This is a genomic window from Saccharothrix coeruleofusca, from assembly GCF_014648515.1.
In the GTDB taxonomy this organism is placed as follows: domain Bacteria; phylum Actinomycetota; class Actinomycetes; order Mycobacteriales; family Pseudonocardiaceae; genus Actinosynnema; species Actinosynnema coeruleofuscum.
This window is the reverse complement of record NZ_BMRG01000002.1, coordinates 695,895-713,191: the sequence shown is the minus strand read 5'-3', so window position 1 is coordinate 713,191 and position 17,297 is coordinate 695,895. Positions and strand designations below refer to the sequence as shown.

Here is a 17,297-nt window from a genome sequence, read left to right as displayed (position 1 = left end):
CGGCCGGTGGTCAGTGCGGTGCCCGCGGCGAGGGCGGTGAGGCCGATGAATCTCCTACGTGATAAATGTTTCATGTTTTAGCAGGTTATGGCGCACCCCCCGTTTCCGCACTTCGAGCGGGCGGCGGTGGGCGGGATCAGCGGCGAGCCGGTGGCGCGGTCAACGGGTCCTCGGGCCAGCGGTGCTTGGGATAGCGGCCCCGCAGCTCCGCCCGCACCCGCGGATAACCCGTGCGCCAGAACGAGGCCAGGTCACCGGTCACCGCCGTCGGCCGCCCGGCAGGCGACAGCAGGTGCAGCACCACCGGCACGCGGCCGTCGGCGATGCGCGGGGTCTCCGTCCAGCCGAACACCTCCTGCACCTTCACCGGCAGCACCGGCTCCGCGCCCGAGTAGTCCAGCCGGACCCGGGAACCCGAGGGGACCTCCATGCGGTCGGGTGCCAGTTCGTCGAACCGCGCCGCCGCGGGCCACGGCAGCACCGAGCGCACCACCTGCTCACCGCTGATCCGGGCCAGGTCCGCCCGCTTGCGCGCCTCGCCCAGGTCGACCACGTCCAGCAGCGCCTCGTCGTCCACCGGCGGCCACGGGTCACCGAGCACGCGGTGCAGGAACGCCATCCGCTCGCGCGTGCGCAGCCCGTCGGCGTCCCAGCGCAGCAGGCCCAGCCCTTCGGCGCGCAACCCCTGCCGCAGCGCCTCCTGAAGGTGCGCCAAGTCGTGCAAAGGCTTGCTGGACAACGTGATCGCGCCCAGCTTGCGCACCCGCCGGGCCACCACGTCGCCGTCCCACCGCACGTCGTCGACCTCGTGCAGCAGGGTCGGCGCGGCGCGCAGCGCCAACTCCTCGTCGGCGCGCGCGGCCAGCCGCACGCGCCCGTGGCTGCGGCCCGGCTCGCGGTCGGCCACCGCCACGGCCAGCCACTCCGCGTCGGCCAGCCCGCTGCCCGGCGGCAGCTCCACGGCCGTGCCGCCCGCCATCAGGTACACCGGCGAACCGGGGGAGCGCCGCCGCGCCAGCCGCTCCGGGTGGGCCAGCGCGACCACCAGCGCCGGGTCGCCCCCGCCGTGCCCGCCGTCCCGCACCAGGGCGGCCAGCCTGCGCACCTCGCGCGGGTCGGCCCGGCGACCCGCCAGCTCCACGCCGTGGCCGCTGTCCTCGTCCAGCACCGCGACGACCTCGGCGGCCCGCCGCGCGCCCACCGCCGCCGCGCCGTCCAGCAGCGCCCGCGCCAGGCGGGGGTGCAGCCCCAGCTCGGCCATCCGCCTGCCGCGCTCGGTCACGCCGCCGCCGTCGAGCGCCCCCAGCGCGCTCAGCACCGAGCGGCCCGCGTCCAGCGCGCCCCCCGGCGGCGCGTCCCACCAGCTCAGGCCGGTCCCGTCCGGCACGCCCCAGCAGGCCAGCTCCAGCGCCAGCCGGGTCAGGTCGGCGGTGCGGATCTCCGGCTCCGGGTAGCGGGGCAGAGTGCTGTGCTCGTGCTCGGGCCAGCAGCGGTAGACGCGGCCGGGCGCCTCGCGGCCCGCCCGGCCCGCCCGCTGGTCGGCCACCGCCGCGCTGACCCGCACCGTGGCCAGGCCGGACAGCCCGCGCCGGTGGTCCACCCTGGGCACCCGCGACAACCCCGCGTCGACCACCGCCCGCACCCCCGGCACAGTCAGGCTCGACTCGGCGACCGCCGTGGCCAGCACCACCCGCTCGCGCGGACCCGGCCGCAGCGCCGCGTCCTGCTCGCCGCTGCTCAACCTGCCGTGCAGCGGCACCACGTCCACGCCGTCCAGCAGCGCCGCCGTGCGCCGGATCTCCGCCACACCGGGCAGGAACACCAGCACATCACCGTCCACTTCGGACAACGCGCGGCGGGCGGCCCGCGCCGCGCAGACCTCGACCCGCTCGCCCCGCGCGGGCGGGGTGTGCACGACCTCGACCGGGAACGTCCTGGCCCGGACCTCCAGCACCGGCGCGCCGCCCAGCAGCTCGGCCAGCCGGTCCGCCGCCACCGTCGCCGAGGTCGCGAGCAGCCGCAGGTCCGGCCGCAGCCCGGCGCGCGCGTCCAGCAGCAGCGCCAGCAGCAGGTCCGCGTCCAGGTGCCGCTCGTGGCACTCGTCCAGCAGCACCGTCCCGACCCCGGACAGCTCCGGGTCGCGCTGCAACCGCCGCACCAGCAACCCGGACGTGACCACCTCCACGCGCGTGGCGGAGGACGTCCTGCGGTCGCCGCGCACGGCGTAGCCCACGGTCCGCCCGACCGGTTCGCCGAGCAGGGCCGCCATCCGCGCGGCGGCGGCCCGGGCGGCCAGCCTGCGCGGCTCGGCGACCACCACCCTGCCCCCGCCGAGCTCCCGCAGCGCCAGCGGCACCAGCGTGGTCTTGCCGGTGCCCGGCGGCGCGACCAGCACCGCCGAGCCGCGCGCGGCCAGCGTGGCCACGAGGTCGTCCAGCACCGCGCGCACGGGCAGGTTCGGCAGCTCCACGGTGGACCAGTGTGCCAACGCGGCCTCGCCGCGCGGCGGCGCAGGGGCGGCACGTGCGAGGCTGGACGGGTGGTTGACCCGCTGCGCGACCCCGACGACCCCGACCTGCTCGACCCCTACCGGGCCCGCGAGCTGGCCGTGCTGGTGGAGGCCGCCCGGCTGGCCTCCGGCGCGGTCCGCTACGGCAAGGTCGGCAAAGTCGGCTGCGCGCAGGTGGTGGTCAACCGGGACAACCCGCTGCCCGGCGGCAACCACGCGTGCGCCCTCTACGGCTCCTCCGCCGAGGTCGCGGGCACCCTGATGCGGCTGGAGCGGACCTTCGCCGACGTGGGCCGCGCCGAGGCGGTCGTCTACGCCTCGCCGACCACGGTCGCCGAGATCGAGGGCATCGCCGACGACGCGGGCTGGTACGCGGTGGAGGAGCTGCTGGCCGTGGTGCACCGCGGCACGCCGGTCACCTCGCCGCTGGTGCGGCCCGCCGAGGACACCGACCTGGCGGGCATCGGCGCGCTGCTGGCCGACGACCTGGGCATGGCCGGGCAGGACCGGCTGGTGCGCCACCTCGGGCAGCGGCTGGACGACCCGCGCTGCGTGTTCCGGGTGGTCGACGACGGCGAGCGGCTGGGCGGGTTCGCCGCGGGCTTCGGCGAGCGCGGCGTGGGGCTGGTGGAGCACGTGGTGGTGCGGCCCGCGCGGCGGCGTCGCGGACTGGGCGGCGCGCTGGTCGGCGAGGTGGTCACGGCGCTGCGCTCGGCGGGCGCGCTGCTGGTCGCCGCGCACGTGGCCGAGGGCGGCGCGGGGGAGCGGTTCGCCGAGGCGTGCGGGTTCGCGGAGGGCTACCCCGTGACGGCGTACGCACGCAGGGTGGACGAGCTGCTCGACTGAATCCCATTTGCCCCGTGACATATCCTTAGCACAGCTAACAGAACCGATCGAGGGGGACAGCTGTGCTGGAAGACGCCGGCGCGACGAAGACCAAGCCCCGGTTGCCCAGCGAGGTGTGGGTGCTGGTCGCGGCCAGCTTCATCATCGCCATCGGGTTCGGCATCGTCGCCCCCGTGCTGCCCGCCTACGCCAACAGCTTCAACGTCGGCAGCACCGCCGTCTCGGTGGTGATCAGCGCCTTCGCCTTCGTCCGGCTGGTCTTCGCGCCGGTCAGCGGCCGACTGGTGAGCAAGCTCGGCGAGACGCGGGTCTACATCACCGGCATCCTCATCGTCGCGGTCGGCACCGGCGCGTGCGGGTTCGCCACCGCCTACTGGCAGCTGGTCGTGCTGCGCTCGCTCTCCGGCGTCGGCTCCACCATGTTCACCGTCGCCGCGGTCGGCCTGCTCATCCGGATCACCCCGGCCCCGCTGCGCGGCCGCGCCTCCGGCCTGTGGGCCACCGGCTTCCTGCTCGGCAACATCGCGGGCCCGCTGGTCGGCGGACTCCTGGTGGGCATCTCCATCCAGGTGCCGTTCGTCACCTACGCCGTCGCCCTGTTCATCGCCGCCTTCGTGGTCTGGTGGTTCCTGCGCAACTCCGCCGTGGCCGCGCAGGACACCACCAAGGCGCAGTCGACCATGACCGTGCGCACGGCGCTCAAGTCCGCGGCCTACCGGGCGTCCCTGCTGTCCAGCTTCGCCAACGGCTGGGCGGTGTTCGGCCTGCGGGTCTCGCTGGTGCCGCTGTTCGTGGTCGAGGTCCTGCACAGCACCGAAAGCGTCGCGGGCATCTCCATGTCGGTGTTCGCCCTGGGCAACGCCGTGGTGCTGACCCTGTCCGGCTGGCTGTCCGACACCATCGGCCGCAAACCGCTGGGCATCGCGGGCCTGGTGTTCTCCGCCGTCGGCACGACCTGGTTCGGCTTCAGCACCGGCGTGCTGGAATTCATGATCGCCTCGCTGGTCGCGGGCCTGGGCGCGGGACTGCTCAACCCGCCGCAGAACGCCGTGGTCGCCGACGTCATCGGCCCCAAGGGCAAGGGCGGCCCGGTGCTGGCAGGCTTCCAGATGGCCGCCGACAGCGGCGCCATCGTCGGCCCGCTGCTGGCGGGCGTGCTGGCCGACAACCTGTCCTACACCGCCGCGTTCACCGTGACGGGCGGCATCATGGTCATCGCGCTGGTGGCCTGGCTGTTCGCTCCCGAAACCCTGCCCCGCCAGGAGAAGACGCACGTCGCCGAGACCGTGGCGGGCGAGTGCGGCACCCTCGACGAGGGCCCGGAGCTCCCGGTCGGCGAGCGCCTGGCGGGCCGCCCGCGTCAGCCGGACGCGTGAGCGCTCAGGTTCCGCTCAGCATCACTCGGTAGCCTGCGGGACGCAGGTCGGCCGGGAAGGACATCGGGACGTGGGTGGCGCTGAGCGCAACGCTCGGAAGAAGAAGCAGCAGCAACGGGCCGCCAAGGCCGTCACGGGGGCACGCGCGGCGGGCGGCGACCGCACCAAGATCATCGCAGGCGTGGTGGTCGTCGCCGTGCTGGCACTGGCCGTCGTCGGCGGCGTGATCTGGACCGGCGCCTCCAAGGACGAGCCCAAGCTCACGCCCCAGCAGGCGCAGAGCATCTCCGCGCCCGTGCAGCGCGAGGAGGGCGTGGTCGTCGTCGGCAAGGACGACGCCAAGGTCACCATCGACATCTACGAGGACTTCATCTGCCCCGGCTGCGGCAGCTTCGAAGAGGCCTACCACGGGCAGATCAAGGAGCGCATCGAGGCGGGCACCCTCAAGGCCCGCTACCACATGCTGCCCATGCTCAACCGCATGTCCGAGCCCCAGGGCTACTCCGGCCTGTCCGCCAACGCCGCCCTCTGCGCGGCCGACCAGGGCAAGTTCTGGGAGTACCACAGCAGCCTGTTCGCCGCGCAGCCCGAGGAGGGCGGCCCCGGCTACACCAAGGAAGAACTGGTCAAGCTCGGCACCGACCTGGGCATCACCTCGGAGGAGTTCAAGACCTGCGTGGACACCGGCAAGCACGACGCGCTGGCCACGGCGGAGCTGGACAAGGCCAAGCAGACGTCGTTCTTCGAAGGCACCCCCACCGTGACGGTCGGCGACCAGCCGGTCGACGTCAGCAACCGCGGCTGGCTGGACGACCTGCTCAAGTGAGCCCCGGCACCGGCGGCTGACCCGCGCTCCACCGGGCCAGCCGCTTCGCCTTGCCCGTCTCGCTGCGCGGCACCACCCCCTCGGCGACCACCTCCACGGCGCAGCTGATCCCCAACCGCTCGCGCAGCGCCCCCGCCAGCTCCCGGCCCGCCTCGGGCGTGCTCTCCACGACCACCCGCAGCTCCGGTCGCGCGGGGTCCCGCCGGTCCTCCACCACGAGGTAGTGCGGGCTGACCCGAGGATCGGCCAGCAACACCGCCTCGATCTCGCTGGGGAACACGTTGACCCCGCGCACCACCAGCATGTCGTCCCGCCGCCCCAGCACCTTGCTCATCCGCCGCAACGTCCGGGCACTGCCCGGCGCGGGCCCGGCGAGCGAGGCCACGTCCCCGGAGCGGTAGCGCAGCAACGGCATCCCCGTCTTGGTCAACGTGGTGAAGACCAGCTCGCCCGGCGTCCCGTCCGGCACCGGATTCCCCTCCACGTCCACCGCCTCGACGTAGAAGTGGTCCTCGGCGACGTTGAGCATCCCCACCGAATCCCACGACTCGCAGGCCACCCCCGGCCCGATCACCTCCGACAGCCCGTAGATGTCGAACGCCCTGAGCCCCAGGACCCCCTCCACCTGACCGCGCATCTCCTCCGTCCACGGCTCGGCGCCGAAAATCCCGACCTTGAACGTGGGCTCCACACCCGCCTTCGCCAACGCCTCACCGAGGTGGATCGCGTAGGAGGGCGTGCAGCACAGCACGTCAGGCCGGAGGTCCGCGACCAACCGCACCTGCCGCTCGGTCATCCCGCCCGAGATGGGCAGCACAGCGGCCCCCAACCGCATCCCGCCGTGGTGCACCCCGAGCCCACCCGTGAACAAGCCGTACCCGTAGGCGTTGTGGATCAGGCTCCTCCGCGTGACGCCCGCCCCGGCCAGGGCACGCGCCATCACCTGCGCCCAGACGTCCACGTCGTGGGCCGTGTAGGGCACCAGCGTGGGGCGGCCACCCGTGCCCGAGGACCCGTGGACGCACACGATCCGATCATCCGCCTGGAAGCCCAGCGGGTAGTGGTCCCACAAGTCCTGTTTGGTCACCATCGGTAGCCGAGGCAGATCGGCCAGCGACACGTCCCGGTGATCGGTGATGCCCCGCTCCCGCAGCCGCCGCGCCTGCACGCCGTCAGCGTCGAGGAGGCGTCGGACGAGCCGCCGGAGCCCGCGCTCCTGCACCTCCCTCCGGCGCTCCGGGTCGACGCCCTCGGCGTCGGGGTCGGTCAGCGGGTGCGCGTCGGTGCTCACGCACACGGGTCTAGCAGGCCAGATGCGTCAGGGGTACCCCCGATTTTTGTTCCGGCGGGGCGGTGATGTACGGTATTGCCACACGAGAACGGCGGGGGTTCCCGCCGGGGAACGTGAAGCAGTACGGGGCTGTGGCGCAGCTGGTAGCGCATCACACTGGCAGTGTGAGGGTCAGGGGTTCGAGTCCCCTCAGCTCCACAAGTGAACATAGTATGAGAATCGCCCGCTGACCTGCGGTAATGCAGGTGGCGGGCGATCTTGCTTTCCGTTTACTGTGGACTGCGGTGGCTGGTCTGGAGCGAATCTGGAGCAGGCGGTCGCTCCGGACGAAATGTTGTCAGCTATGTGCTCCAGGTCTCAGTAACCCGGCCGGGTGGTTCTACTGGTGACTTTTCGGCGGACGCAGCGGCTGCGGATGCCCGGCTCCGGCGTACCAAGCCCAAACATGCCCAGACGGCCGTTGACGGGCGCGTGGGGTCGCGTTGCCGCTAGAAGATGTCGGTCCGCTGCCAGTCGACGCATGTGGGGCGTTGGCCGGTTCGCATGAATTCGTGCAGGAGTTCGCGGAGCAGGTTCAGCGGCAGGGTGGCTTCCTGGGGGAACTCGGTGCGGGTGTCCCTGTCGATGTAGAGCGTCACGCCGCTGGGCATCCGGTTCTCTGCTTGTCGGGGCACGGCGATCCATGCCGCGGTGTCGTCCGTGTCACTCGTCGTCTCGGTCGGCAGGAAGTCTTTCGGCCCGAATAGGTGCACTGCGGCGACGTGGTGCTCGGCGTCGAGGTCGAACTTGAGTTGGTGGTCGGGCAACTCGGCCGGCCCGACCGTTGGCCGGTTCTGGGCGTACACCACGGTCGGGTGCGGCTGCGGGTTGGCCAGGATGTCGGCCAAGGCGTCGTCGAGGGCGGTTTCGGAGTCGACGGTGACCGGCTCGTCGGCGCGGTTGTCGCCGGTTCCCGTTCCGGCGCATCAACTTCGCCACGCCGGCGCGGTTGGTGTGCCGGGGAGGTGGCATCGGCATCATGGGTAACTCTCAACTCACCCCAATGAGCCCCACTGTGATCGTGTTCTTGGTGATGACCGACCGCCCCTCCTGGCTGTCGGCAGGTGAAACCACCTACCGCGCCGGCCGTTCCGGACGTTTCACGTGGATGTCGATCCAGGTGATCGCTTCTTCTTGCGCTTGCCGGAGCCCGGCACGGTCCCGGCCTTCGCTCGGGCAGGAGGTTCGGGGTAGGCCTCGATGTAGTTCTGCCCCTCCATGAAGCTCAGGAAGCTCTTCACCACCAAGCGGTGCAGGACGTACAGGAACCCGATGGAAGCAACAGCGAGGATCGCGACGTTCCACGGGGTCACGACCCCGTCCACGACGTAGAACTGTTCCTGCCACTCCTTCGATCCCGTGATCAGCGACAGCGTCATGCCCGACAAGGCGAAGAGTGGCATCACCAGGAAGCCCGCCACGGGAATCAGGCGGTAGGGCCGGTAGTCGGTGCGGTAGTGGACACCGGCGCGGCGCTGGACGTGGGTGAGTGCGTTGGTCCTCCGGACACCGCTTCTCCGCCGCCACTCGTCCTCGGAGAGTTGGCCTTCGTCGACTTCCACATTGGCTGATCGGGCCTCGACCGCACGCAGAACCGCGCGTCCGACCTCGTTCGTGACCGGGACGAGTAGTTCGCGCGCGGTGCCGACGATGTGCAGCGCGGGACCAGGGGGTACATCGAATTCGCGTGCGTGCGCCTGCGGCAGACCGGAGAACACCAGCACCTGGCAGACCGTCTTCTGTTCGACGTTGATCAGCTCGATGAACCGGAGTGCCTGCCACGGCACCGCCACCGCGTCACGTGACCGCTTCCGCCGTGAGGTCAGGCTGTCCAGCACGAGTCTGTCGTGTCGAACGCACAGCCGTGCCTTGAGACCCCTGACGCGGAACGGGATCTCGAGCCGCGACGCGATCAGCCCGTCCGTGATGGGGCAGGTCATGACCAACCGCACCGCCTCGCTCAACGCCCAGCAGGCCGCGATCAACCCCGCGCCGATCGCGAGCGCGATCGGCGCGCTTTTCTTCGACGCGATGGAAAGGCAGATGAAGACCGCGAGGAACAGACCCGGAGTTGTCGCCCAGCGGGCCCAGATCGGCCACATCGTCGTGCGGTGCCGATGCCACCAGAGTCCGGTGCCGATGATCACCCAGACACCGATGCCGCCCAGCAGCATCTCGACCAGGTCGATCGAGGAAGGATCGGCTCGGCCTGCGAGTTCGGCGTCCCACGCGTCGAGGCGCGTGTAGGCGACGACCGGTACGACCGCGGCGAGGGCGACCAGGACCAGCCCGGCCGTCCTGCGCGCGAACGCCTCGATCACAACTCGCCTTCCATGCGCTGGAACCGGTCCGTCCTGCCCGCGTTCCCTCGCTGCTCCTCCCAGTACTTCAGCCAGGCTTCGTCCTTCACGTCCTTCACGTCCTGCTTGTCCTGGGCATCGGCCTCGCGGTGAGTCTGGTCGCTCCACTCCTGGACCGCCGCGTTGCCGAGGATTTTGGGGTAGTTCGGGAGGCTGACCTCCGGCCGGCCGGGTCCGAGGGAGATCTCTCGTTCGAGCATGTCGCCAGCGTTGTCCAGGCGGGGGGCGCCGGTGCCCATGCGTTCGCGGAGGTTGTCATTGCGCGCACCTGCCAGCGAGTCGATCGCGTCCTTCTTGTCACCTTTCAGCTTTTCGCCCTGCTCGCCGAGCGCTTCCAACCGCTTGACGTCGCTCGCGTCGAGCTTGCCAGCCTGCGCCTTCTTCGCCATGTTCAGCGCCTGGCTGGCGTGTTTCGCGGCGTCGCGGTTGTAGTTCGTGACGGTCTTCTCGAGGTTTCTGGTCGTGCCCTTGAGAATGTTTCGTGAGTTCTTGGCGTCGTCGGCGACCTTCTCGAGCTGCTTGATCACCTTGCTGATCTTCTTGGCGTTCTTGCCTGCCGTGATCGCCCCTTGCGCGACGGTGTCGGCGATGAAGGCTGCCTGTGACGCGCCGAACGTGACCGGTGCCAGCGCGGTCGCCGCTGCGAACTTGATGATCGCGTTGGACACGAACGTCGCGATAGCGTCCCGAACCGCGCCGCGCACGACACCGACGGCCGAGGCGGCCACCGTCATGGCCCTGGCGGCGGAGGTGGCGTGGTCGGCGCCACCCGCGACCACGTTCGAGAAGTCCTGCACGGCCTTGCGGTAGCCGTCGATCGCCGCGCCCTGTGAACCGCTCAGCGTGTCGAGCGTGTCGGAGTACTTCTCGGAGGTTTCCCGCATGCGCTTGGCGATGTTGCTCCACGTCGTCGCCATCGCGGTCACGGCGTCCGGGTCGCCCGCGAGCAGGTCGAGACCTTCCTTGAGGAACCCGATGTGCTCGATGAGCCAGCCGATGCCCGCGGACAGCAGGCTGCCCAGCGGGTTGGTCACGAACCCGAGGAGGTCCATGCCGACTGCGGCGAGGTCACCGGCGACGGCGCCCCAGTCACCCTTGACGCCGTCGTAGATCGTGTTGGCGGCGCTGCCGAAGATGCCGGAGGCGTCCCATGCCTGGGTCGGGCTGTCGAAGTTGGAGAACCCGGTGAGGTCGTCGGCCTTGAACCCCTCGATCGCGTTGAGCGGGTTGAGCTCCGTGGTGTTCTTCTGTTCCTCGTCGGTCACGGTTTGGCTCCGTCCAGGCCTGCACGCAACTTCTCGAACGCCTGCGCCATTGCCTCTTCCTGGTCGGCGTAGGTCTGGCGCATGCGGGCGAAACGCTCCACCACCGCGTCGCCTGCTTGCTTGACCGTGCCGACGTACTCGCTCGCGTCGTCCGTCCAGTTCTTCATCACCAACGCGAAGAACTGGCCGACCACGCCCCATGCCTGCATGTTGCCGAGGTAGCCGGATGCCGCCTCCGCCGCGTTCGGGAGTCCCGCGACGAGTGCCTTGAGCTCGCGTTCGTGTGCTTCGAGCACCGCGAGGTCGACCTGGTACCCACCGGACATCACCAACCACCGTCCTTCTTGAACGGGCCGCGCTGCTCGTAATCGGTGTCGTCCTCGACCGGACGACGCACCGGCCTGGCAGGTGGTGTCTGCCGGGTCGCCGCCGCGTCCTGCTGTTCCTCGTTCACCACGAACTGCCGCTGTGACTGCGGCTCACGGTTGTGCTCGTCGGGGACCTCGATCGGTGGGATCTGCTCCTGGACGAAACGCATCGCGTCGCTGTTGTCGCCGATCACCGGCGCCATGATCGTGGCGATCCGGTCGACGGCCTGCGCCTGGGCGCGCTTCGCCGTGGACATCACCAGTGCGGCCAGGCGTTCCTTCGGCATGTCGTCGGCCTTCGAACCGAACGACAGGCTCACCAAGGCGCCGCCCGCACTGACGCTCACACTCACCGCACCATCGGAGCTGGTGGCGGAGCCGGTCAGCTCGGCGATCTTGGCTTTGGCTTCCTCAGCCCGCTCCAGAAGGGCCGACGTGCGGCTCTCGTAATCTTCGATCATCCGGTGGGGATTGGTCATCGAGCCCTCCTCACGAGGAAATCGTCATGTCGGCGATGCGGCGCGGCCAGCAGGCGGCCCAGCTGTGGTCGCCATCGGCGCTGAATCTGTGGTCGGCGATCAACGCGACCACCCGGTCACCACCCGTCCTCACGCCGTCGTCAGTGCACCGAGCCTGCCCGCCATCGTGGTGAAGTCCGCCGGCTGCACCGTCATCCACGTCCCGCCGTTGCCCTCGACGCGGTGGTGCAGGTATCGGCCGGTAGGTGTGTCGAAGTACGTCACCGGCGCGGCGGACCGCACCCGGTTACCGTGCCGGTCCCGACGGCAGGCGTACAACTGGCCACCGCCCAGCCGCGGCGCGGCCAACAACCGGCGCAGCTCCTGCACCTGCTGCTGGTGCGGTGTGGTGACCGGCCGGTTGGCCTGGAGGAACGACCCGCCGTCCTCGTCCTGGCTCGTCGGCTTCTCGCTCAGCGCGTCGGCCGGCAGCGAGATCATCCGTCCTCTGCCGGGCGGCGCTTCGGGCAGTGCGGCGATCAGCGCCTGGGCGGCCTCGTCCGCCCGGACGGGCTCGATGGCGAATCGCCGGTCGGGCGTGACCACCACCCGCAGCGCGTCCTCACCCGACACGACGACCAACGCCGAGCGGGTCGGTTCGTCACCGTGGTTGAAGAACGCGTAGAACTCGGTGCTCGCCTCGGCGATCAGCCGCAGCGCACGCGCGAAGTCGTCACGGACTCGGCGTCCACGGGCCAGGCCGTGCTGCTCCAACGCCGCCCAACCGCCGCGGAACACCGCCAATCCGCTGTCGAGGTCGCCCTCGGCGATCGCCTCGCCGTCGACGTCCAACTCCACCATCAGCGCGCGGTGCAGACCCGGCAGACCCTCCGCCTGCCAGGCCACGTACACCGACGCCACAGGCAACACAACCCTGCCGCTCAGCACCGCTCCGACCCTTCGCCGCTACTCACCGATCACCGGTGGCGCGACCATCCGGCCGTCCCCGAACGCCTCGTCGTTGGGCTCGACGTACTTCGTCTTGTGCTCCAGATCGTCGGCTCCCTCACCACGACCCGTGCCCGCGCCGCCGGCCATACCACCCATCGCGCCGGCACCACCGGGACCACGACCGCCCACACCACCGGCAGTCGCACCGCCGGTCGGGCCGAAACCGCGCCCCTGCTCGCCCAGCACACCACTACCGGCACCCGGAGCCATCGGCCCGAACCCACCCGGCAACCGCGGCGCACCACCCAGGCCGCCGACTCCGTGCGGCCCGCCGCCACCCAGCCCACCCACACCACCACGACCCAACCCTGGTGCTGCCGGACCACCGGCAGCACCAGGAGGACGGACACCCGGCGCGCCACCGGGGCGAGGAACGGGCACACCGGACCTACCACCAGGTCCGGGGACACCGGGCCTGGCGTTCGGGCCACCACCCGACCAGGGCCTACCACCCGGCAACGGCACACCGGCAAGCGGCACAGCGGGAAGCGGCGCACCAGGCGGGTTGCCACCGGCCGGCGGCGGATTGCCACCGGGCAGCGTCGGATTCTGCCCCGCAGGGGTCGGAGCATTCCACGACGGCGACGTGGTGCCCGAGGTCGAGCCCAGGGGATAGGACGTGGTGCCCACACCGCTGGTGCCGGTCCGGTCCGTGTGCCCCTCGTACCGGTCCACCTGTTCGACCTGCGGCGGCGGGGTTTCCGCGACGGTGGCCGTCGAGGAGTTGGGCGACTCGAACTTCGGCATCGACGACATGCTGCTGTTGACGCGCTCCGCATAGGCGTTGAGCGCCCGCATGTTCGCCTCGTCCACGGCGCTGCTGCGCTCCACCGCCTCGTCGTAGTCCGTGTCCCACGGAACCACGCCGTTGTACCAAGGCTTATCCGGCACATCCACCGGCCGCTGAACCGAATTCTGCGTAATGCGGAAAGCCTCACTCACCTCCGCCACGGTGGCCGAACCACCGGCAGCACTCGCACCAGCGGCATCAGCCCACGAGGCGAGCGGAGAAGTCGACCCACGCATCGCGTCACCAGCAGAACCACCCCAGGTGGCACCTGAATCCCGCACAGCCTTGCTGACCAGATCGCTGATCTCGGACTGGATCGCGGAGACCTCGGTCCACGTCTCGTGCGCAGTGTCCGTCGTCTGCGCAGGCCCTCTGCCTTCATGAAACCAGCCGTAGACCTTTTTTGCGCACATCGCAGCACCTAGCGGCCCGTGCAGAAAAAGAGTTAGGTCCATATCGATGTCATTGCCATTCGGGTCAGGCACGGACCTTACCCCTTCAGGTTCCCGATGACGGTTGCGGCGACCTTTTCACTGGCGCCGCATGAGTCTTTCCACTCGCTGGACTCCTCATTCTCGTTGAGTACTTGAACGAGAATCGCGCTGACGCTCGACGTTCCCACCGCTGTTGAACATGTACCTTTGCCGTCAGTAATGTCATAGCTGACGGCCGGATAACCGGATATCTCAGTCTCTTTGACTACCGGCGAACCCTCGACGCTTTCGATGATCGTGTCGATGGTGCTGCCGTCATCGTAGATGGTGATGTCGTAACGAGTGCCCTTGAGCACATCCTTCGCTCCCCAGCCACAACTGGGGCCGATGGCCCCGTTGTCAGGCTCCGGAGCGTCGAATTCCCCCAACTCGGCCAACTGGGCGGGCTTGAGCAGATCGCATGGCCGGTCAGCAAACCTCTTGGGGTCAAGCTCGGGTTCAGGGAAGGCAGACTTGCCAGCGGCCGTCGTTTGAGTTGGCGCGCCAGTGGTTGTCGGAGAGGTCGGAGTGCCGGGACTCTTCTCGGAACAGCCGGATGCGATACTCGCCAGAATCGCCGCAGTAAACAGGACCAGAGTCTTGGACTTCAATTGCTCATCCTTCACTGCTTCAGTGCTTCGCGAGCGGTATCGTCGGTCTTGCGGTACTCGTCGATCGCCTTCTGGATGTTCTCAATCGTATGCTCGAAGGCCTTGCGTGCTTCCCTGTTCGCCCAACCGTAGCCGCCCCCCTCGTCGCCCGCCGATTGACGAATGGCCAAGGCGGTGAAACCGCTATACGGGTCTTTGCCTGGAGATTGGATGCTGCGCAGCGCGGTCGACTTCTGATAAGCCTTGTCAAGCTCCTTAATGGCTTGACTAAGGGTCTCGATCAGCTTGGGCGCTTGATTGATGTCAATGCTGAACTGCGTCTGAGTGGTGTTCGTCCAGACCGCGCCGGCGACTCCTGCCGCCACTTCGCCGACCGTTTCGGCCGCGAAGTTGATGCGTTCACCCGCTTGGGCCCACATCCCGCCGCCCTCTCCAGCCATGTCCGTCCGCGCTCCCCTCGCTCGACTGGCAGACGATGATGGCAGAGCACGGGGTCCACTGTCAGGCAAAGTCGTCACTCAGGTGGCATGGTGCGCTCCGCAGCGTGACAAGCTGGCGACACTGACTTCTCCAGGAGCCTGGTCAGCCCGGTGTGACGGATGGAGGACTTCGTCCGTGGCCGTGGCCGTGGCCGTGGCCGCGGCCGTGGCCGTGGACAGCGCGCATCCACGTTTGTGCTGCTCGGGGGGCTATCCGGTGGCGTCGATGTGGAACACCTGGCGAGTTCAGGCGGTGGAAGCGGCAGGTTCAGACGGTTGCAGCATGTGATCTCGATGTTCGGTGGGGAGGGATCGCCCGCCGTGCGTCGGATGTTGACCCCGCTACCTCGACCAGCGCCCCGCCGAGGCCGACGATCGCGCCGCGCCCGGCCACTGAGAAGGCAACCTGGTGATCGGCAAAGGCAGCCGCAGCGCAGTGGCTACCCTGGTCGAGCGCACCAGTCGGTTTCGGGTCTTGGTCCCGCCGCGCGGACGCGACTCGCTGACCGTCACCGACACGATCATCGTCGCCGTCGGCGACCCCCTGCCTGGAGCACACGCTCCCCGACCTGGGACTGCGGCTCCGAGATGGCCCTGCCCGCTGAGGTCGCCGCCACCGGGCTGCCGGTGTTCTTCGCCCACCCGCACTTCTCCTGGGAATGCGGCGGCAACGACAAGCTCAACCGCATCGTGCGCAAGTTCCTGCCCAAATGCGTCGACGTCCCTTCTGACCTCCGCTACCTCGCCGCCGATATCAACGACCGACCCTATAAGATCCACGACTGGAGAAAACCCGGCGAGGTATTCACCGAACTCCTCGACGCGAATTCTTCCATCGCCTGAACTCGCCCTCACCTACCCCTTCAGGGTCGTAACCACCAAGGTCGCAAACTTTTCGCTAGCCGCGCACGTGTCGCCGTACTCAGGGGAGCTTTCGTTCAACGTAGTTGCGTGCACGACCACGGCATCTTCGCTCGACGTGCCGACCGTCGTGCTGCACGTTCCTTTCCCGTTGGTCTGGTCCGAACTGAAGGCTCGATAACCCAGAACTGTCGTCTCCTTGAACACCGGCTCACTCCTGGCATTTTCCATCATCGACTCCAAGGTATTTCCCTGGGGCGAGAGCGTAACGGCATAAGTAGGCCCTTCGGTGACTTTCTGGGACTTCCAACGACAGCCCGGCCCAAGCGGACTGTCATCCACCTCGGGAGCCTTGAAGGTGCCCAACTGTGAGAGCTGATCAGCCTTGAGCAGATCGCAAGGGCTGTAGGCGAAGTTGCTGAGATCGAGTTCAGGAACGGCTGAGCCAGGTGTCGACTTGCTCCACGAAGTGGTCGTGATCGTGGTGCTCGTCGTGGATTCTGCTGCGGCCTGGCCGTGGTCTTTGGCGGAACATCCCGCGGCAAGACCGGCCACGGCCACCGTCGCTAGCAAGATAAGTGTTGTGGACTTCAATGGTTCAATCCTTTACGACTTGAGTCCGTCGTGAGCGGTTTGTTGGGTATAGTTGTACTCGTCGACCGCCCTTTGGGTGTTTCGGCGGTATTCGCTGGGGCTTTCTGTGCTTTCTTATCGACTCGGTCGCAGCCGCCCTCTTGATCCCCAGCGGATCCGTGTTCCGTCAATATGGTAAAACCGCTGTGTGGACCTTTTCGAGTGATTGTGCATTGCGTAGTTCCATCGAGTCCTCGTAAGTGGAGATTGACTATTCGATTGTGTACCGGACATCGCCGGCAATTCCTGTCGCCACTTTGTCGGCTGTCTCGGCCGCGAAGCTGATCCGCTTGCCCGTCTCGGCCAACATGCCGACGTCTTCGGCTATGCCTCTTGCGCTCCCCTCGCTCATGCCCGGCAGACGATGATGGCAGAACGGAGGCTCGCCGTCAGGTGAAGTCGTCACTCTGGTGGCATGAACCTGCTTCGCAGCGTGATCGGCCGTCGACTCGGGATTTCCAGAGGTGGTTAAACGGGCGGCTTCGGTGGCCGATAACCTCGGCATCAACCACGAGACGCTGTGCAACTGGATCCGCCTCGACGACGGGCGACGTACCGGAACTCAACCCAATTGCCCCTGCGACCGTGTCACACTCTCCGGAGGACGAGAACGCCGCGCTGTGCAAGTGGATCCGTGAACTGCCCTGCGCAAGGTGGCCCGCTATTTCGCGGGCGAGACGCGCTAGTGAACCGTTCCCAGTTCGTTGACAACTACAGGCGGTGTCATGACGTCAAGCGGTTGTGTCAGGTCATCGGCATCGTCCGGTGCGGCTATCACCACTGGGGAATACGGCGTCCGACCAGGCGACCTAGGCCGCAGTTGACGCGCGCTTGGCCGCCCGCATCTGCACCATCCACCATGAGTCGGCGGCTACCCTATGCATCCTGCGGATCCTTCACACTGCGGTATGTGGAGCAGATCTGGAGCAGGCGGCGGAGTCGAACGACGTGCAAGGGTGCCGAACGGCGGTAAACGGCACCGCCTGACGTGCTGGTTCTCTGTTTGTGCTGGTCAGGGTGACAGCCGGACCACGCTGGCAGGGTGAGGCTCAGCTTGTTGGCGGCACTTCGCCGCAGTTGGTATGGACTGGCGGTTGTTGG

At 68.7% G+C, this 17,297-nt stretch carries 15 protein-coding genes, 1 tRNA gene and 2 pseudogenes; 5 read left to right on the top strand and 13 right to left on the bottom strand.

The features are described from left to right. Nucleotides 1-136: 136 nt before the first annotated feature. Nucleotides 137-2,470: an ATP-dependent helicase HrpB gene (hrpB, locus tag IEZ00_RS08065; protein WP_189222487.1), complete on the bottom strand. Its 2,334-nt coding sequence runs from the start codon at nt 2,468-2,470 to the stop codon at nt 137-139. A 69-nt stretch (nt 2,471-2,539) separates the two neighbouring features. On the opposite strand from hrpB, the gene IEZ00_RS08060 reads away from it, so the two are divergent. From IEZ00_RS08060 to IEZ00_RS08050, 3 genes are all read left to right on the top strand, one after another. Continuing rightward, complete coding sequence (locus IEZ00_RS08060) at nt 2,540-3,355, top strand: GNAT family N-acetyltransferase (protein ID WP_189222486.1); 816 nt, start codon at nt 2,540-2,542, stop codon at nt 3,353-3,355. Between the two features lie 62 nt (nt 3,356-3,417). Beyond that, nucleotides 3,418-4,731: an MFS transporter gene (locus tag IEZ00_RS08055; RefSeq protein ID WP_229795237.1), complete on the top strand. Its 1,314-nt coding sequence runs from the start codon at nt 3,418-3,420 to the stop codon at nt 4,729-4,731. A 70-nt stretch (nt 4,732-4,801) separates the two neighbouring features. Next, on the top strand, nt 4,802-5,557 hold the full coding sequence (locus IEZ00_RS08050) for a DsbA family protein (RefSeq protein WP_189222485.1): 756 nt from the start codon (nt 4,802-4,804) through the stop codon (nt 5,555-5,557). On the opposite strand, the gene IEZ00_RS08045 is transcribed toward IEZ00_RS08050, so the two are convergent. After that, a complete protein-coding gene (locus IEZ00_RS08045; RefSeq protein WP_189222484.1) occupies nt 5,550-6,848 on the bottom strand; it encodes a phenylacetate--CoA ligase family protein in 1,299 nt (432 codons plus the stop codon). The two genes, IEZ00_RS08050 and IEZ00_RS08045, sit on opposite strands and share 8 nt — an antisense overlap. A gap of 125 nt (nt 6,849-6,973) precedes the next feature. Between IEZ00_RS08045 and IEZ00_RS08040 the strand changes: the two genes are divergently transcribed. Beyond that, nucleotides 6,974-7,046, top strand: a tRNA-Ala gene (locus tag IEZ00_RS08040). A 290-nt stretch (nt 7,047-7,336) separates the two neighbouring features. On the opposite strand, the pseudogene IEZ00_RS08035 reads toward IEZ00_RS08040, so the two are convergent. The 9 genes and pseudogenes from IEZ00_RS08035 to IEZ00_RS07995 all read right to left on the bottom strand — a co-directional run. Next, a pseudogene (locus IEZ00_RS08035) lies at nt 7,337-7,768 on the bottom strand (Imm1 family immunity protein); the annotation flags it as partial. 219 nt (nt 7,769-7,987) lie between these two features. Continuing rightward, on the bottom strand, nt 7,988-9,208 hold the full coding sequence (locus IEZ00_RS08030) for a hypothetical protein (protein ID WP_189222483.1): 1,221 nt from the start codon (nt 9,206-9,208) through the stop codon (nt 7,988-7,990). After that, complete coding sequence (locus IEZ00_RS08025; protein WP_189222482.1) at nt 9,205-10,512, bottom strand: hypothetical protein; 1,308 nt, start codon at nt 10,510-10,512, stop codon at nt 9,205-9,207. Before IEZ00_RS08025 ends, IEZ00_RS08030 begins: the two co-directional genes overlap by 4 nt. Further along, entirely contained in the window at nt 10,509-10,838 is a 330-nt protein-coding gene (locus IEZ00_RS08020; protein WP_189222481.1) for a hypothetical protein, read from the bottom strand. The genes IEZ00_RS08025 and IEZ00_RS08020 overlap by 4 nt, the downstream gene beginning before the upstream one ends. Next, nucleotides 10,838-11,359 carry a YbaB/EbfC family nucleoid-associated protein gene (locus IEZ00_RS08015; RefSeq protein WP_189222480.1) on the bottom strand — a complete coding sequence of 174 codons (522 nt, stop codon included), beginning with the start codon at nt 11,357-11,359 and terminating at the stop codon, nt 10,838-10,840. Before IEZ00_RS08015 ends, IEZ00_RS08020 begins: the two co-directional genes overlap by 1 nt. 129 nt (nt 11,360-11,488) lie before the next feature. Further along, entirely contained in the window at nt 11,489-12,259 is a 771-nt protein-coding gene (locus IEZ00_RS08010) for an ESX secretion-associated protein EspG (protein ID WP_189222479.1), read from the bottom strand. 45 nt (nt 12,260-12,304) lie between these two features. Next, entirely contained in the window at nt 12,305-13,624 is a 1,320-nt protein-coding gene (locus IEZ00_RS08005; RefSeq protein WP_189222478.1) for a hypothetical protein, read from the bottom strand. Between the two features lie 5 nt (nt 13,625-13,629). Beyond that, the gene (locus IEZ00_RS08000) at nt 13,630-14,238 is read right to left on the bottom strand and encodes a DUF3558 domain-containing protein (RefSeq protein WP_189222477.1); all 609 of its coding nucleotides are present in this window, start codon (nt 14,236-14,238) and stop codon (nt 13,630-13,632) included. Then, on the bottom strand, nt 14,235-14,663 hold the full coding sequence (locus IEZ00_RS07995) for a hypothetical protein (RefSeq protein ID WP_189222476.1): 429 nt from the start codon (nt 14,661-14,663) through the stop codon (nt 14,235-14,237). Before IEZ00_RS07995 ends, IEZ00_RS08000 begins: the two co-directional genes overlap by 4 nt. Nucleotides 14,664-15,039: 376 nt before the next feature. Between IEZ00_RS07995 and IEZ00_RS38325 the strand changes: the two are divergent. Beyond that, nucleotides 15,040-15,545, top strand: a pseudogene (locus IEZ00_RS38325) (IS30 family transposase); the annotation flags it as partial. Nucleotides 15,546-15,557: 12 nt separating this feature from the next. Here the strand turns inward: IEZ00_RS38325 and IEZ00_RS07985 are convergent. Next, nucleotides 15,558-16,124 carry a DUF3558 domain-containing protein gene (locus IEZ00_RS07985; RefSeq protein WP_189222474.1) on the bottom strand — a complete coding sequence of 189 codons (567 nt, stop codon included), beginning with the start codon at nt 16,122-16,124 and terminating at the stop codon, nt 15,558-15,560. Nucleotides 16,125-16,407: 283 nt separating this feature from the next. After that, entirely contained in the window at nt 16,408-16,701 is a 294-nt protein-coding gene (locus IEZ00_RS07980) for a hypothetical protein (RefSeq protein ID WP_189222473.1), read from the bottom strand. Nucleotides 16,702-17,297 lie beyond the last annotated feature (596 nt).

What these genes read in the sequence shown, in the direction of transcription:
- IEZ00_RS07995 (WP_189222476.1), bottom strand. Translation starts at nt 14,663, where the DNA reads ATGGCTGGAGAGGGCGGCGGGATGTGGGCCCAAGCGGGTGAACGCATC.
- IEZ00_RS07980 (WP_189222473.1), bottom strand. Translation starts at nt 16,701, where the DNA reads ATGCCGAGGTTATCGGCCACCGAAGCCGCCCGTTTAACCACCTCTGGA.
- IEZ00_RS08020 (WP_189222481.1), bottom strand. Translation starts at nt 10,838, where the DNA reads ATGTCCGGTGGGTACCAGGTCGACCTCGCGGTGCTCGAAGCACACGAA.
- IEZ00_RS08015 (WP_189222480.1), bottom strand. Translation starts at nt 11,359, where the DNA reads ATGACCAATCCCCACCGGATGATCGAAGATTACGAGAGCCGCACGTCG.